Raw genomic sequence first — 16,140 nt, 5'->3', positions numbered from 1 at the left:
CAAAAAATAAATTCTTGACGAAGTTAATTAATCCTGCCTACCCTTCCGGCCATGCCTCGCAGTGCACCGGCAAGGGCGCCGATCACCAGTCCCGCGGCAGCGACCGTGTTCACCACGGTCCTGACCGAGGGGCCGGTCTCCCGCGTCGACGTCGCCCGGCGTACGGGTCTGTCGTCGGCCGCGGTCACCAAGGCGGCCCGGCCGTTCATCGAAGCCGGTTACCTCGAAGAGCTCGCCTCCGAAGGCCGCACGGGCCCCGGCGCCGGGCGCCCCGCGAACCCCCTGGCCATCCGGCCCGACCGCGAGTACTTCGTCGGCGTCAAGATCACCGGCGACGACCTGATCGGGGTGGTCACCGACCTGCGCGCCGACGTCCGGGCCAGCGCCCACCACGCGCTGAAGAGCCACGACGTCGGCCACGTCGTCCGCGCGCTGGCCGACCTCGTCGGCGAGCTGCTGGCCGGCCCGACCCCGGACGGCACGAGCAACCTCCGCGAGCGCGCCTACTGCCTGGGCGTCGCGGTGTCCGGCGACGTCGACCGCGCGTCCGGCGTCGTCCGGTACTCGCCGTTCCTCGGCTGGCGGGACGTGCCCCTGGCTTCACTCTTGGGAGAAGCGACCGGTCTGACCGTGACGCTGGAGAACGACGTCAAGGCCCTGGCCGTCGCCGAGCAGTGGTTCGGCGAAGGCGTCGGCGCGTCGTCGTTCGCGCTGGTCACGGTGGGAACCGGGATCGGCAGCGCGCTCGTGGTGAACGGCGACCTGGTCCGCGGCGCGCACGGCGTCGCGGGCGAGATCGGGCACGTCCCGGTCGCCGACGGCGGACCGCCGTGCCACTGCGGCGGCCGGGGCTGCGTCGAGGCGATCGCCTCCACCGAAGCGATTTTGACGCGGGCTCGCGAGGTCTCCGGAGAACCCGCGCTGGACATGGAAGACGCCGTGGCCCGCGCCCGGGGCGGCGACGAACCGCTGCGCGAGGTGTTCGCCGGGGCCGGCCACGCGATCGGGCTCGGCCTGGCCGCGCTGGTCAACCTGTTCGGCCCGGAGCGGGTCGTGGTCTCCGGCGAGGGCGTCGCCACCTACGACCTGTTCGAGGAGCAGATCCGCCGGACCTTCGCGGTCCAGGCGTTCGGCAGTGCCGCCCGCTGCGGCCTGGTGATCCGGCCCCTGCCGTTCGAGGAGTGGGCGCGGGGCGCGGCCGCCGTCGCCATCCAAAGTCTTTTCGTCGCCGAGAGCGTCTAAGGAGTCCCTTGTGAGCCCCATGAATCGCCGAAGCTTCCTGGTCGGTTCCGTCCTCTTCGCCGGTGGCGCCGCACTCGCGGGCTGCACGAGCGATCCGCTGAACAAGAACGCGGGCGCCGCTTCCGGCGCCAAGGTCACGCTGCAGCAGTGGTACCACGCGTACGGCGAATCCGGGACACAGCAAGCCGTCCAGCGGTACGCGCAGGAGTTCACCAAGGCCCACCCGGACATCGCGATCAACGTCAGCTGGATCGCCGGCGACTACGAGACCAAGCTCAACTCCGCGATGCTCACCGCGCAGGCACCGGACCTCTTCGAACTCGGCGACTTCCGGTACCAGAACGTCAAGAACGGCCTGCTCGCACCGCTCGACGACGTCATCGCCCCGGCCAAGGCCGACTTCAGCCCGGCCGCGCTGGACACCGTGACCGTCGACGGCAAGATCTACGGCGTCAAGATGATCGACGACGTCATGATGCTGTACTACCGCAAGTCCGCGCTGCAGGCCGCGGGTGTGCAGCCGCCGCAGACGTTCGCCGAGCTCCTGGAAGCGACCCGGAAGCTGAACACGGGCAAGCAGAAGGGCCTTTACGTCGGCACCGACGGCGTCGGCGAGGCCGCGACGCTGCTGCTCTGGTCGTCCGGTGCGGACTTCTTCGACAGCAGCGGCAAGAAGGTCGCCTTCGCCTCGCCCGAGGCCGTCGCCGCGATCGCCGGGCTCAAGCAGCTGCACGACACCGGCGGCCTGCTCCAGGGCTACCCGACCGACTGGTCCGACCCCGGCGCGTTCGCCAACGGCGCCACCGCGATGCAGTGGGGCGGCCTCTGGTCGCTGCCGGACATCAAGAAGGCGCTGGGTGACGACTTCGGCGTCGTCGCGTGGCCGAAGTTCGGCGACGCCGGCAAGCAGGTCGCGCGGGTCGGCGGCTGGTACCAGCTGGCCAACGCGAAGTCTGCTCATCCGGATGCGGTGAAGCAGTTCATCGACTGGCTGTGGATCAAGAACGCCGACCTCCAGAAGGACTGGTGCGTCAAGTACGGCTTCCACATCCCGGCGCGCAAGCCGGTCGCCGCGCAGACCACCGAGTTCTCCAGCGGCCCGGCGAAGGACGCCGTCACGATCTCGCAGCAGAACGGCAAGTCCTACTCGGGCCTGTGGAACAAGGCGTCGGCGACGCTGTTCCTGCAGGCCGCGACGAAGATCGCGAACGGGCAGGCCGACCCGGCCGCCGAACTCGGCGACGCGGCGAAGAAGGCTCAGGCCGAAGTCGACAAGCAGCTGGCCTGATGACGGCCGTGCTGGAGGCTCCGCCGGTCACGGTGGCGCCCGAGAAACGCCGCCGTCGCCGCGACTGGCGCGCGATCGGCGCGTTCGCGGTGCTGACCGGGCCCGTGGTGATCGGGCTGGGACTGTTCAAGTACGTCGCGATCGCGTGGAGCTTCCTGCTCAGCTTCAACGACGCCCGCGGCACGATCACCCTCGGGCACTGGATCGGCTTCGACAACTACGCGTTCCTGCTCGGCGACGACGCCTTCCTGACGTCGCTGGCGACGATCGCGCTCTTCACCGTGGTCATCGTGCCGATCACCTTCGTGGCGTCGCTCGGTCTCGCGGTGCTGATCAACAGCATCAAGCGCGGCAAGGCGTTCTTCCGGACGATCTTCCTCATCCCGGCGGCGGTGTCGTACGTCGTCGCGGCGCTGGTGTGGAAGATGGCGCTGTTCAACGGGCTGCCCTCAGGCGTCGCGAACGTCCTCGGCGGGCTGTTCGGCGCCGACCCGGTGCCGTGGCTGTCGGAGACGAGCCCGCCGGTGTACTGGGTCGCGGTGGTGACGCTGCGGCTGTGGCTGCAGGTCGGGCTGTACATGATCCTGTTCCTGGCCGGGCTGCAGGCGATCTCGCCGTCGCTGTACGAAGCCGGCGAACTCGACGGCACGACGAAGTGGCAGGCGTTCCGGTACATCACGCTGCCTCAGCTGCGGAACACGTCGGTGGCGGTGCTGCTGCTCATCCTCATCGCGGCGTTCCAGGCGTTCGACGAGTTCTACAACCTCTTCGGCACGGGGCTTTCCGGCACGGCGACCGCACCGGTGAAGCCGCCCCTCGTTTATCTGTACGACTCCGCGCTCGGCGACCAGAACTACGGCGTCGGTTCGGCGGGCTCGTTCCTGCTGACCGTGCTCATCGTCGTGATCACCCTGCTGCAGGGCCGGTTCGTCGGCTTCGGGAAGAAGGACTGATGGCCGTCCTCCCGGTGTCCCGCAAAGCGCCGAAGTACGTCTTGGCTTCGGTGCTGTCGCTGATCTTCCTGCTGCCGTTCTACATCATGCTGCGCAATGCGCTGATGACGCGGCAGCAGGTCAGCTCGCCGGACTGGTCGTGGCTGCCGGACCCGCTGTCGTGGGTCAACTTCGGCGACCTGTTCGCCGACGCGTCGGTGCCGATGGCGCACTCGCTCTGGAACTCGTTCCTGGTCGCGGTCGTCACCGCGCCGGTCGGCACGCTGTTCGGCTCGATGGCGGGGTACGCGCTGGCCCGGATCAACGTGCCCGGACGGCGTGCGGTGTTCACGTACGTGCTGGTCACGCTGATGATCCCGCAGTCGGTGACGTTCGTGCCGACGTTCGTCGTCGTCGGGTCAATGGGCGGGGTCAACACGGAGTGGGGGATCATCGCGCCGAACCTGTTCAGCGCGTTCACCGTGATCCTCTTCCGCAACTTCTACCTGCGGTTCCCCGCCGAGATCGAAGAGGCGGGCCGGCTCGACGGGCTCGGTTACCTCGGCGTCTACCGGCGGCTCGTGCTGCCGAACTCGGGGAGCATGATCGCGTCGCTCGGCGCGCTGATGTTCATCGAAAGCTGGAACGCGTTCCTGTGGCCGCTGGTGATCGGGCAGGACCCGTCGTCGTGGACCGCGCAGATCGCGCTTTCGACGTTCCTGACCGCGCAGTCGGTCAACCTGCCGGCGCTGTTCGCCGGCGCTCTGGTCACCATCGCGCCGCTGGTCGCGATGTTCCTGGTCGCCCAGCGGTTCATCGTCAGCGGGATCGCCGCGAGCGGGCTCAAGGAGTAGGTCCCCCTATCGAGGAGTGTTCAGTGAAGCGCCTCCTTTCCGTTTTCTTCGCCATGCTCGGATTTCTTGCCTTCCTGGTGCCCGTCGCCGACGCGCGGACGCCGTTCGTCCGGCCGTTCATGGGCTGGAGCAGCTGGAGCCTCGAGTCGTCGACCCGCGCGGGTTACGGCACTTCGTGGCTGAACGAGTCACACGTCCGCGACGCGGCTTCGGCCATGGCTTCGAAGCTCAAGTCCGCGGGCTACACCAACGTCAACATCGACTCCGGCTGGAACGCGGACCAGTCGTGGGTGTTCCACACCGACGTCAACGGCATCCCGACGCCGGACCCGGGCAGGTTCCCGTCCGGGATCCCCGCGTTGGCTTCCTACGTGCACGGGCTCGGGCTGAAGCTCGGCCTGTACGCGGTGACCGGGCTGGAGAAGGAGGTCTACGACAAGAACGCGCCCATCCTCGGGACCTCGTGCCACGCGCAGGACATCGCCTACCGGCCGCTGACGCCGTCCAACGGCTGGGGCGGCAACTGGAAGGTCGACTTCGGGAACCCGTGCGCGCAGAAGTACTACGACTCGATCGTGGCCCGCTTCGCGTCCTGGGGGGTCGACTTCGTCAAGGTCGACGGCACGACGGCCGACAACGTCCCGGACATCGCGGCTTGGTCCAGGGCGATCGACCACTCGCGGCGGCCGATGTGGCTGACGGCGAGCGCGTGGCCGGTGCCGCGGTCCATCGGGCCTTCTCTCGCTCCCTACGCCAACAGCGTGCGGATCGACACGGACGTCGAGTGCTACTGCGACACCGTGTCCACGTGGGACAGCTCGGTGAAGGCGCGGTGGGCCGACCTGCCGGGCTGGCAGGGCGTCTTCGGCCCGCAGTACCGGCCCGACCTGGACTCGATGCCGATCAGCAACAACACGGGGTCCGGCATCCAGGACGGCATCTCCGACGTCGAGCGGCAGAGCGTGATGACGTTCTGGTCGATGGCGTCGTCCCCGCTGTACGTCGGGGGCGACATCTACTTCCTGGACTCGTCCGCCGTGTCCATCCTGACGAATCCCGAGGTCATCCGCGTCGACCAGTCGGGGACGTACGCGACGCAGGTGACCGGCGGGAACCTCCAGGTGTGGAAGAAGCGCGCGCCGGACGGCCGGACGTACGCGGCCGTCTACAACCTCGGCTCGACGCCCGCCGACATCACGGTGGACCTCGGAATGCCGGGCGCGCGGCCGGTGCGTGACCTCGTCGCGCGGACGGACCTCGGGCGGTTCCGGGGCTCGTGGACGGCTTCTTCGGTGCCGCCGCACGGCTCCCGCCTGGTCCGGATCGGCTGACGTTCTTCCTTCGAAGGGGACTTTCCTCGCCGCGCACGCGAGGAAAGTCCCTTCGTCGTGCCTGCGTCATCCATTGGGCGGAAGACGTCTGGTCCGGGGCCCGATGGTCGTGCTATGTTCGGTTGCAGAACGAGTGTGCGTCATGCGAACGGATGCAGAGGAGTGAGATGGCAGAGCTGCTGTCACTGGAGGAGGCCGTCGGCCGGCTGGTGCACGACGGCGACACCGTCGCGCTCGAGGGCTTCACGCACCTCATCCCGGTCGCGGCCGGGCAGGAGATCATCCGGCAGGGCCGGCGGGGTCTCACGCTGGTGCGGATGACCCCGGACATCGTCTACGACCAGCTGATCGGCGCGGGCTGCGCCAGCAAGCTGATCTTCTCCTGGGGCGGCAACCCCGGCGTCGGCTCATTGCACCGCTTCCGCGACGCCGTCCAGCACGACTGGCCGGTGCCGCTGGAGATCGAGGAGCACAGCCACGCCGGCATGGCGAACCGGTACGTCGCCGGCGCGTCCGGCCTGCCGTTCGCGGTGCTGCGCGGCTACACGGGCACGGATCTCCCGGCCCAGACCGACACGATCAAGCCCATTACGTGCCCGTTCACCGGTGAGCGCCTCACCGCGGTCCCGGCGCTGAACCCGGACGTCACGATCGTCCACGCCCAGCGCGCCGACCGGGCCGGCAACGTCCAGATGTGGGGCATCACCGGCGTCCAGAAGGAAGCGGTCCTGGCGGCGAAGCGCTCGATCGTCACGGTCGAGGAGATCGTCGACGAGCTGGAGCCCCGCCCGGGCGCGGTGATCCTGCCGTCCTGGGTGGTCACCGCGGTGGCCGAGGTGCCGGGCGGCGCGAAGCCGTCGTACGCGGCCGGGTACTACGAGCGCGACAACTCGGCGTACCAGGCGTGGGACGAGGTGGGCCGCGATCGCGAGGAGTTCACGAAGTGGCTGAACGAGCTGACCGGGGTGAAGGCATGACCCCCACCCGTCGTCCCCATCCGCACGCGCCCGGCTCTCCCTCGAGGCCGGTGGTCGCCGCCTCCTTCCCCGGGGCGGCGCCCACCGGCTGGAGCCCGGCTCCGGCACCTCACCCCGGCATCGCCGACACCCGCACCGCGGAGGCAACCGCATGAGCACGGAGTACACCGCCGACGAGATGATGAGCGTCGCGGCGGCCCGCGCCCTCGGCGACGGCATGTCCTGCTTCGTCGGCATCGGCCTGCCCTCCAAGGCGGCGAACCTGGCCCGCCGCGCGCACGCCCCGAACCTCACACTGATCTACGAATCGGGCTGTCTGGGCGCGAAGCCGTCGCGCCTCCCGCTTTCGATCGGCGACGGCGAGCTGGCCGACACCGCGGACGCGGTGGTCAGCGTGCCCGAGGTGTTCAACTACTGGCTCCAGCCCGGCCGCATCGACGTCGGTTTCCTCGGTGCCGCCCAGCTCGACAAGTTCGGCAACATCAACACGACCGTGATCGGCTCGGACTACCACGACCCGAAGGTCCGCCTCCCGGGTGCGGGCGGCGCCCCGGAGATCGCGGCGTCGTGCGGCGAGGTGTTCATCGTGCTCCGCCAGAGCCCCCGGGCGTTCGTGGAGAAGGTCGACTTCGTCACGTCGTTCGGCCACGGCTCCGGCAAGGGCGACCGCGAAAAGCTCGGTCTCCCGGGGCAGGGCCCGACGCTGGTCGTGACGGATCTCGGCCTGATGCGTCCCGACCCGGAGACCGCCGAGCTGACCCTCACCGAGCTCCACCCCGGCGTGGAGCTCGAGCAGGCGATCGCGGCCACGGGGTGGAAGCTGAAGGTCGCGGAAGACCTGAAGATTACCCCCGCCCCGACGGAGCAGGAGCTCACCCTCCTGCGAGAGCTGGAGAAGGCGTGACGGCATTCGAGTTCTCCGTCGCCGCGCGCGCCCACCACCTCCGCCGTGGCAAGGTGAGCCGGTGATCGCCGCCCCGCGCGCGGCTCTCGCAACCGCACCGAACCGTCTCCACCCCACCACTCCGGCGACCCCCGCGCCGCCGACCCGGAAGGCGAACGCATGACCGACGTCTACGTCCTCGACGCGATCCGCACCCCGTTCGGCCGCTACGGCGGCGCACTGGCCGGCGTCCGCCCGGACGACCTGGCCGCGGGCGTCCTCAAGGCCCTCGCGGCGCGCAACGACCTCGATCCGTCCACAGTGGACGAGGTGACCCTCGGCGACGCGAACGGCGCGGGCGAGGACAACCGCAACGTCGCCCGGATGGCCGCCCTCCTGGCGGGCTGGCCCACGAGCGTTCCCGGCAGCACCGTCAACCGCCTCTGCGGCTCCGGCCTCGACGCGGTGATGCAGGCCAGCCGCGCGATCCAGGTCGGCGACGCCTCGCTGGTGGTCGCCGGCGGCGTCGAGTCCATGACCCGCTCGCCGCTGGTCATGCCGAAGCCGGAGAAGGCCTTCCCCGCCGGCAACCAGACCCTCTACAACACCGCGCTCGGCTGGCGCATGGTCAACCCGGCGATGCCGTCGCAGTGGACGATCTCCCTCGGCGAGTCCACCGAGCTGCTCGCGGAGCGCTACGGCATCAGCCGCGACGAGCAGGACGCTTTCGCCGCCCGCAGCCACGTCAACGCGGCGAAGGCGTGGGACGAAGGCTTCTATGACGACCTGGTCGTCCCGGTCGAAGGTGTGGACCTGGCCCGCGACGAGGGCATCCGCCCGGACTCCAGCACCGAGAAGCTGGCCAAGCTGAAGCCGGTCTTCCGGAAGGAGAACGGCACCGTCACGGCGGGCAACGCCTCCCCGCTGAACGACGGCGCGTCGGCGCTCCTGCTCGGTGACGAAGCGAGCGCGAGCCGGCTCGGCGCGACCCCGCTGGCCCGGATCGCCGGGCGTGGCGCGGCGGGCGTCGACCCGGACGTCTTCGGCATCGGCCCGGTGCGCGCGGCGGAGATCGCCCTCGAGCGGGCCGGCATCGGCTGGGACGACCTGGTGGCGGTCGAGCTCAACGAAGCGTTCGCCGCGCAGTCGCTGGCCTGCCTGCGCGACTGGAAGAAGCTCGACCCGGAGATCGTGAACACCCACGGCGGCGCGATCGCGATCGGCCACCCGCTCGGCGCGTCCGGTGGCCGCATCCTCGGCACCCTGGCGCACGACCTGCACCGCCGGGGCGGCGGCTGGGGCCTGGCCGCCATCTGCATCGGCGTCGGCCAGGGCCTGGCCGTCGTCCTCGAAGGCCGGTAAAGGAGAGAAGACGTGGCTACTCCGACCGAATTCAGGCTGCCCCGCTACGGCGAGGAGCCCGAAGGCACGCACCCCCCGCTCGGCTATCCCGGCTACCGCTCCACGGCGCTGCGGCACCCCAAGCAGGACCTGGTGCTGCTCCCGCAGATGCTGACCGAGGTCACCGGCCCGCTGCTCGGCCCCGGCCGTCTCGGCGAGTTCGACAACGACCTCACCCGTCAGCACGCGGGCGAGCCGCAGGGCCAGCGGATCATCGTCACCGGCCGGCTGCTCGACGGCGACGGCCGCCCGGTGCGCGACTCCCTCGTCGAGATCTGGCAGGCCAACGCGGGCGGCCGCTACCGCCACACCGGCGACCGCTGGCCGTCACCGCTCGACCCGAACTTCGACGGCGTCGGGCGCGCTCTGACCGACAGCGACGGCCGCTACACCTTCACCACCATCAAGCCGGGCGCGTACCCGTGGAAGAACCACGACAACGCGTGGCGCCCCGCGCACATCCACTTCTCGGTGTTCGGCTCGGCGTTCACGCAGCGGCTGGTCACCCAGATGTACTTCCCGGACGACCCGCTCTTCTCCCAGGACCCGATCTTCAACTCCATCCCGGACGAGAAAGCCCGCCAGCGCATGGTTTCGCGCTACGACCACGAGATCACGCAGTCGGAGTGGGCGCTGGGGTTCCAGTTCGACATCGTGCTCCGCGGGCGCGACGCGTCGGTGTTCGAAGAGGAAGAGGACGAAGACGAATGACCAAGCTGCTTCCCACCCCTTCGCAGACCGTCGGCCCGTACCTGTCGATCGGGCTGCCCTGGCCCGACGGCCCGCACGTCGTCCCCGAGGGCACACCCGGCGCGTTCTGGATCCGCGGCATCGTCCGCGACGGCAACGGCGACCCGGTCCCGGACGCGATGATCGAGACGTGGCAGGCCGACCCCGACGGCGGGTTCCGCCACCCCGACGACCCGCGCGGCGAGGCGTCCGGCGACTTCCGCGGCTTCGGCCGCTGCCCGACCACCCCCGAGGGCACGTACGGGATCCACACCCTGCTCCCGGGCGTCGTTCCCGGCGAGGGCGGCACCGCGCAGGCCCGCCACATCGACGTGTCGGTGTTCGCGCGCGGGCTGCTCAACCGGTGCGTCACGCGGATCTACTTCGAGGACCAGGACAACTCCGGAGACCCGGTGCTGGCGACGGTGCCGGCGGAGCGGCGCGGCACTTTGATCGCGGCCAAGACCGAGGACGGCTACCGCTTCGACGTGCGCCTCCAAGGCGAGGGCGAGACGGTGTTCTTCCGGGTGTGACGTCCTTCCCGGTATGACGAACGCGAACGGAGGTGACGGCGTGGGTGCCGTCCGGCTGCACCGGATCGTCGAAGGGCTCGAAGACGGTCCGGTGGTGGTGTTCGGGGGATCGCTCGGCAGCGACCTCCGGATGTGGGAACCCCAGGTGGTGCCGCTGCTGGAGCGCGGCTTCCGGGTGGTCCGCTACGACACGCGCGGGCACGGCGCTTCGCCGGTGCCGCCGGGGCCGTACGACCTCGAAGACCTCGGCTTCGACTTCCTCGCGCTGCTCGAGGACCTCGGCGTCGCGAAAGCGCACCTCGTGGGCCTGTCGCTCGGCGCGATGACGGGCATGTGGCTCGGCGCCCACGCGCCGGACCGGATCGCGAGCCTGGTGCTCTGCTGCACGTCCGCGAAGCTCGGGCCGCCGCAGATGTGGGCCGACCGCGCCCGCCTGGTGCGGGAGAAGGGCACCGGCGCGGTGGCCGCGGCCGGCGTGAGCCGCTGGCTGACGCCGGGCTACGCCGAGCGGCACCCGGATCGCGCCGCGTTCCTGCGCTCGATGATCGCCGCCGTCCCGGCCGAGGGCTACGCGGCCTGCTGCGGCGCGATCGAGCGGATGGACCTGCTCGACGTGCTGCCGAAGATCACCGCGCCCACGCTGGTCATCGCGGGTGCGGACGACCCGGCCACGCCGCCGGAGGGCCACGCCGACCTGATCGCGGCGGGCATCCCGGGCGCGCGGCTCGAGGTCGTGCCGGACGCCGCGCACCTGGGCAGCTACGAACGGCCCGAAGAATTCACGAAGCTGATCCTCGAGCACCTGGAGGCGCTGTGACACCGAAAGACATTAGCGAAGACCGTCACGAGCAGGGCATGAAGGTCCGGCGCGAGGTGCTCGGCGACGAGCACGTCGACCGCGCGGTCGCGGGCACGACGGACTTCAGCCGCCCGTTCCAGGACTACATCACCGAAGGCGCGTGGGGTTCGGTCTGGTCCCGCGACGGCCTCGACCGCCGGACGCGCAGCTGCGTCACGCTCGCGGCGCTGACCGCGCTGCAGGCGCACAACGAGCTGGCGATGCACGTCCGCGCCGCGGTCCGCAACGGCCTCACGGCGGCGGAGATCGGCGAAGTTCTGCTGCACACGGCGGTGTACGCGGGTGCTCCGGCGGCGAACGCGGCGTTCGCCATCGCCCAGCGCACCTTGGCCGAGCTCGGCGAGCCGAGCGCCCGGCCGGCCGACGCCGGATAGGGTGCCGGGCATGGACACGGGGAGGCCCATCGAAGCCGAGCTCGACAGCGAGCCGGCCCACCGCGGCGCCCACCACGTCCAGTCACTGGAGCGCGGCCTGGCGGTGATCAAGGCGTTCCACGCGGACGCGGCGGAGCTGACCCTCAGCGACGTCGCGCGCGCGACGGGCCTGACCCGCGCCGCGGCCCGCCGTTTCCTGCTGACCCTGACCGACCTCGGTTACGTCCGCACGGACGGCAAGTACTTCTCCCTGACCGCTCGCGTGCTGGAGCTGGGGTACTCGTACCTGTCGAGCATGACGCTGCCGGAGGTGGCCCAGCCCCACCTGGAGCACCTGTCGGCGGGGGTGCGCGAGTCCAGTTCGGTGTCGGTCCTGGAGGGAACGGACATCGTCTACGTGGCGCGGGTGGCGGTCTCGCGCATCATGACGGTGAGCATCAACGTGGGAACCCGCTTCCCGGCGTACGCGACGTCGATGGGTCACGTCCTGCTGGCCGGCCTGAGCCGGGCGGAGCTGGAGGCGTACTTCGTGGTGGCGAAGCTCGACCGCCTCACGGACCGCACGGTCACGGCCCCCGACCGCCTCCGCGCGGAACTGGCCAAGGTGACCGACCAGGGCTGGGCGATGGTCGACCAGGAGCTGGAGGAAGGCCTCCGCTCGGTGGCGGCCCCGATCCACGACCGCACGGGCCGGGTGGTGGCAGCGGTGAACCTGTCGACGCACGCAAGCCGCACCACGGCGGAGTCGGTGGAGAAGGACCTGGTCCCCCCACTGCTGGAGACGGCCCGCTCGATAGAAGCCGACCTGGCGATCGGCGCCCCCGGCCGCGCCCATGGCTGAGAACGCGGTCCGGGCGGCTGGGGCGGAGGACCGGGCGTTGCCTGCTTCTACCGAGCCCCTGCTCGGGGCTGCCCACCGGGCGCCCGTTGCGCCGGTAACGCCGGCGACGCGGCCCGGTGCCGGTCTTCTGCTTGCCGTCACGAAGCTGGTGCGCCGATGACCGCAGCCACTCCGCCCGTCGCCGGCTTGCTTCTCGCCGCCGGGGCCGGCCGCCGGTTCGGCGGCCCGAAGGCCCTCGCCGAACTCGACGGCCGACCCCTCGTCCTGCGCGCACTCGCCACCCTGACCGCGGCCGGCTGCGATCCCGTCCGGGTCGTTCTCGGTGCCGCCGCCGACGAGGTCAGCGCGCTTCTGCCCGATCCGGCCCAAGCGGTGCGGGCCGCGGGCTGGGAGACCGGCATGGGCGCCTCCCTCAAAGCCGGCCTCGCCGCGCTCTCCGAGGAACCAGGCCCGGTCGCGGCCCTGGTCCACCTCGTCGACCTGCCGTGGGTCGGCGCCGACATCCTCGCCCGGGTCGCCGCCGGCGCGACGCCTGAAATCGTCGCCCGCGCGGCCTACGACGGTGTCCCCGGCCATCCGGTCCTCCTCGGCCGCCGCTGGTGGCCCGAAATCGCCGAAACGGCCCAGGGCGACCGCGGCGCCCGAGACTGGCTGTCGACCCGCGCCGATCTGAAGCTCATCGAGTGCGGCGACCTCGGCAGCGGCCGCGACGTCGACCACCGCACCGACCTCCCCACCGCCTGACCACCGGCCCGCCCCACAAGCCGACTCCCCAGGCACGCGACCCGACCGTCCAGGTACACGAGCCGACTCCCCAGGTACACGAGCCGACTCCCCAGGTACGCGAGCCGACCCTCCAGGTACGCGAGCCGACTCCCCAGGTACGCGAGACGCCCCGCCAAACCGTCGTGTCGACCCTTCAATCACGCGTGTCGTCCATCCAGGCACGTGTCGTCCGCCCGATCACGGCACCACCAGCCCCCTCGGCCCCGGCGACCCGCGCGTAGCCGCCGCGCCGCCTACGATCGACACTGTGACGGACTCGCTCGCCTCGCCTGAAGAACTTGCCGCCGCGCTGGACGGGACCGGCTACCTCGCCGACGACGGGCTCGCCACCGCCGGCTTCCTCGCCCTGCGGATGGGCCGCCCCCTCTTCTGCGAAGGCGAACCCGGGACCGGCAAGACGTCGCTCGCCATCGCGCTGGCCACTGCGCTCGGCCGCCCGCTCGTGCGCCTCCAGTGCCACGAGGGCATCGACGCCGCCCAGGCGCTCTACGAATGGGACTTCCCGCGCCAGCTCCTGCACCTGCGGGCCCTCGAAGCCGCCGGGGACGGGGGGCTCGACGTCGAGGCCGCCGAGCGCTCGCTCTACACCGAACGCTTCCTCCTCGCGCGCCCGCTGCTGCAGGCCTTGATCACCGCGCCGTGCGTGCTGCTGATCGACGAGATCGACCGGGCCGACGACGAGTTCGAAGCCTTCCTCCTCCAGTTGCTCGACGAGCACGCCGTCACCATCCCCGAGTACGGCGAAATCCGCGCCGCGGAGCCGCCGCTCGTCGTGCTGACCTCGAACCGGACCCGGGAAGTGCACGACGCCCTCAAGCGCCGCTGCCTCTACCACTGGCTGGAACACCCCGACCTGACGCGAGAGGTCACGATCCTGCGTCGTAGAATCCCCCAGATAGGGGAAGTTTTGGCTCGGCAGATCGCTGAAGCGGTGCATCGGCTCCGCGAAATGGACTTGTTGAAGCCACCCGGAGTAGCGGAGTCACTCGACTGGGCGAGAGCCCTGCTGGCTTTGCAGCGGGACGAGCTGGACGCGGCGACGGCGGCGCGCACGCTCGGTGCTGTCCTGAAATACAGCGAAGACCTCGACCGTGTCCGGGCCAAGCTCGACGCTTTGTTCGCCTGACCGGCCCGGGGTATCCGAAGGCATGGGAGGGCCCGAGGTATGAGCGTGGCGGAGACGACCGAAGCGAGGCCGTCGGCCGGCCGGCAAGCGGAACCCGAGGTGACCGCCCCGAGGCGGTGGCCGGCCCGGCTCGCCGCCGTGGCGGCCGTCCTGGGCGGCACCGCGCTGATCGCCGTGCACGCTTCGTTCTACGGCCACTGGCTGATCGACGACGCCGCCATCACCTTCGCCTACTCGCGCAACGTCGCCGACGGGCTCGGGCCGGTGCTCCAGCCCGGCGTGGCGCCGGTCGAGGGGTACTCCAACCCGACCTGGATGGTCCTGCTCGCCCTCGGCAAGCTCGTCGGTCTCTTCGACCACGGGACGCTCTTCGGCGTCTCCGACCAGATCCTCTTCCCGAAGGCGCTGGCGCTGGCCTGCTGCGCGGGCGTCCTGGTTCTCTTCCACGCCGGCGCGAAGACGCTCAGCCGCCGCCCCGCGCTCGTCACCTTCGTCGCCGGGGCCGCGCTCGCCGCGAACCCGTCGTTCGTGATCTGGTGCTTCTCCGGCTTGGAGAACTCCTTCTACGCGCTGACCGTCGCCGCGCTGGCCGTGCTCCTCCTGCGGTCGGTGCTGAGCGGCAGCCTGCTGACCCACCGCGTCGCGATCGGCGCCGGCGTGCTCGCCATGCTGGCCGCGCTGACCCGTCCCGACGGGATCATCTACGCGGGCGCGTACCCGATCGCCGTCGCCGTCTTCCTGAAGCGGGACGCGCTCGGCCGCAGCGTCCGCGCGGTGGTCGTCTCGGTCGCCGCCTTCGTCGTGCCGTTCGGCGCCTACGTGGTCTACCGCTGGTTCGAGTTCGGGCGCCTGCTGCCCAACACCGCGGTCGCGAAGGGCCAGGAGCCGCCCGACCTCGGCGACCTCGCGCGGCCGGGCGAAATCGTGTCCTACGCGGGCTGGCTGCTCGCCGCCGCCGTGGTCGGCTGCCTGGCGGTGCTGCTGGTCAAGCCGGGCCGGCTGCGCGCCGGGCTGATCGCGTTGCTGGTTCCGTTCGGCCTGGCCGTCGCCGCGTTCATCGTGCTCGAGTACGACTGGATGGGGCACCTGCGGTTCGCGACGCCGGTCTGGACGGTCGGCGCCCTCCTCGGCGCGACCGCGGTCGTCGAGACGTTCGCCTTGGTCCGGGTGCGCGGCCGCGTCGTCCTGGCCTGCCTGCTCGTCGCCGCGTCGGTCAGTGCGATCGGCGGCTACTACGACCAGGGCACCAAGTACCGCGCCGACGTGAAGACGGCGATGTGTGCCGTCGCGGAGCGGGACGACACCGCGATCAACGGGTTCGCGGACCTCCTGCGGCTGCCGGACACGGCTTCGGCCGGGGTGATCGACCTCGGCGGCACGGCGCTGGGCAGCCGGCTCCGGCTGCTCGACCTCGCCGGGCTCGGCGACGCCCCGATCGCGGACTACCTGCACGTCGCCGACTTCGCCGGTCTGCGGGACCACGTCTTCACGACGGCGAAGCCCGAACTGATCGTTTTCGTCGGCTCGTGGAGCAGCACCCTGCAGTTCGACCAGGATCCGCGGTTCGAGCGCGACTACGCCACGATCTTCGCCCGGAACGACGCGAAGAACCAGGCCACGTACCACGTCCGCCGCGACCTGGTGGACGACGCGAAGTTCGCCGAACTGCAGGCGTTCGCGCAGCGTGCGCTGCCGCCGGTCCTGGCGAGCAACGACGTGGCGCGACGCCGCGGCTGCGCGAACATCGTGCCGGGCTTCACGGCCTGACAGTCTACAAAGGACCGGAATTAAATGCGTTGCCCGGTAGGCCGGGCTCCGGCATTCTTTTCCCGTACCGCGGAAACCACCGCCGAGAGGAGGAGATCGTGAACCGGCAAGCGCACCACTGCGGCACGATCTCCCGTGCCGTTCGCTGAATCTTCCTGAAGGCTCTTCGCGCCCACCCCTCGCTACCTCGGGTCGGTCGCCGCGAAGAGCGCGGTCT

16 protein-coding genes are annotated in these 16,140 nt (G+C 70.8%); all 16 read left to right on the top strand.

Going from position 1 to position 16,140, the window contains the following annotated elements; all coding sequences use genetic code 11:
- Nucleotides 1-51 precede the first annotated feature (51 nt).
- The 16 genes from AB0M83_RS11270 (at nucleotide 52) to AB0M83_RS11195 (ending at nucleotide 15,923) form a co-directional block, all read left to right on the top strand.
- A complete protein-coding gene (locus AB0M83_RS11270) occupies nucleotides 52-1,242 on the top strand; it encodes an ROK family protein (RefSeq protein ID WP_364515773.1) in 1,191 nt (396 codons plus the stop codon).
- A gap of 19 nt (nucleotides 1,243-1,261) precedes the next feature.
- Entirely contained in the window at nucleotides 1,262-2,530 is a 1,269-nt protein-coding gene (locus AB0M83_RS11265; RefSeq protein WP_364515839.1) for an extracellular solute-binding protein, read from the top strand.
- Complete coding sequence (locus AB0M83_RS11260) at nucleotides 2,530-3,483, top strand: sugar ABC transporter permease (RefSeq protein WP_364515771.1); 954 nt, start codon at nucleotides 2,530-2,532, stop codon at nucleotides 3,481-3,483. The genes AB0M83_RS11265 and AB0M83_RS11260 overlap by 1 nt, the downstream gene beginning before the upstream one ends.
- Nucleotides 3,483-4,316: a carbohydrate ABC transporter permease gene (locus AB0M83_RS11255; protein ID WP_364515769.1), complete on the top strand. Its 834-nt coding sequence runs from the start codon at nucleotides 3,483-3,485 to the stop codon at nucleotides 4,314-4,316. The genes AB0M83_RS11260 and AB0M83_RS11255 overlap by 1 nt, the downstream gene beginning before the upstream one ends.
- 23 nt (nucleotides 4,317-4,339) lie before the next feature.
- Complete coding sequence (locus AB0M83_RS11250) at nucleotides 4,340-5,647, top strand: glycoside hydrolase family 27 protein (protein ID WP_364515767.1); 1,308 nt, start codon at nucleotides 4,340-4,342, stop codon at nucleotides 5,645-5,647.
- A 167-nt stretch (nucleotides 5,648-5,814) separates the two neighbouring features.
- Complete coding sequence (locus AB0M83_RS11245) at nucleotides 5,815-6,624, top strand: CoA transferase subunit A (protein WP_364515765.1); 810 nt, start codon at nucleotides 5,815-5,817, stop codon at nucleotides 6,622-6,624.
- A 151-nt stretch (nucleotides 6,625-6,775) separates the two neighbouring features.
- Nucleotides 6,776-7,528 carry a CoA-transferase subunit beta gene (locus AB0M83_RS11240; protein ID WP_364515763.1) on the top strand — a complete coding sequence of 251 codons (753 nt, stop codon included), beginning with the start codon at nucleotides 6,776-6,778 and terminating at the stop codon, nucleotides 7,526-7,528.
- A 159-nt stretch (nucleotides 7,529-7,687) separates the two neighbouring features.
- Nucleotides 7,688-8,869, top strand: coding sequence for a thiolase family protein (locus AB0M83_RS11235; protein ID WP_364515761.1), 1,182 nt, complete (start codon nucleotides 7,688-7,690; stop codon nucleotides 8,867-8,869).
- A 12-nt stretch (nucleotides 8,870-8,881) separates the two neighbouring features.
- Complete coding sequence (gene pcaH / locus AB0M83_RS11230) at nucleotides 8,882-9,619, top strand: protocatechuate 3,4-dioxygenase subunit beta (RefSeq protein WP_364515759.1); 738 nt, start codon at nucleotides 8,882-8,884, stop codon at nucleotides 9,617-9,619.
- Nucleotides 9,616-10,170 (top strand): protocatechuate 3,4-dioxygenase subunit alpha, encoded by a 555-nt coding sequence (gene pcaG, locus AB0M83_RS11225; protein WP_364515757.1) that lies wholly within the window; start codon nucleotides 9,616-9,618, stop codon nucleotides 10,168-10,170. The genes pcaH and pcaG overlap by 4 nt, the downstream gene beginning before the upstream one ends.
- Before the next feature lie 13 nt (nucleotides 10,171-10,183).
- Nucleotides 10,184-10,987 (top strand): 3-oxoadipate enol-lactonase, encoded by an 804-nt coding sequence (pcaD, locus tag AB0M83_RS11220; protein WP_364515755.1) that lies wholly within the window; start codon nucleotides 10,184-10,186, stop codon nucleotides 10,985-10,987.
- Between the two features lie 11 nt (nucleotides 10,988-10,998).
- On the top strand, nucleotides 10,999-11,403 hold the full coding sequence (gene pcaC, locus AB0M83_RS11215; RefSeq protein ID WP_364515837.1) for a 4-carboxymuconolactone decarboxylase: 405 nt from the start codon (nucleotides 10,999-11,001) through the stop codon (nucleotides 11,401-11,403).
- Nucleotides 11,404-11,413: 10 nt separating this feature from the next.
- On the top strand, nucleotides 11,414-12,244 hold the full coding sequence (locus AB0M83_RS11210) for an IclR family transcriptional regulator C-terminal domain-containing protein (protein WP_364515753.1): 831 nt from the start codon (nucleotides 11,414-11,416) through the stop codon (nucleotides 12,242-12,244).
- 156 nt (nucleotides 12,245-12,400) lie between these two features.
- Entirely contained in the window at nucleotides 12,401-12,988 is a 588-nt protein-coding gene (locus AB0M83_RS11205; RefSeq protein WP_364515751.1) for a nucleotidyltransferase family protein, read from the top strand.
- A gap of 289 nt (nucleotides 12,989-13,277) precedes the next feature.
- Entirely contained in the window at nucleotides 13,278-14,156 is an 879-nt protein-coding gene (locus tag AB0M83_RS11200) for a MoxR family ATPase (protein WP_364515749.1), read from the top strand.
- Between the two features lie 39 nt (nucleotides 14,157-14,195).
- On the top strand, nucleotides 14,196-15,923 hold the full coding sequence (locus AB0M83_RS11195; protein WP_364515747.1) for a hypothetical protein: 1,728 nt from the start codon (nucleotides 14,196-14,198) through the stop codon (nucleotides 15,921-15,923).
- Nucleotides 15,924-16,140: the final 217 nt, after the last annotated feature.

The organism is Amycolatopsis sp. NPDC051106 (assembly GCF_040682775.1).
In the GTDB taxonomy this organism is placed as follows: Bacteria; Actinomycetota; Actinomycetes; order Mycobacteriales; family Pseudonocardiaceae; genus Amycolatopsis.
Note: the sequence above shows the minus strand (reverse complement) of the source record. Positions and strands in the feature narration are given on the sequence as shown.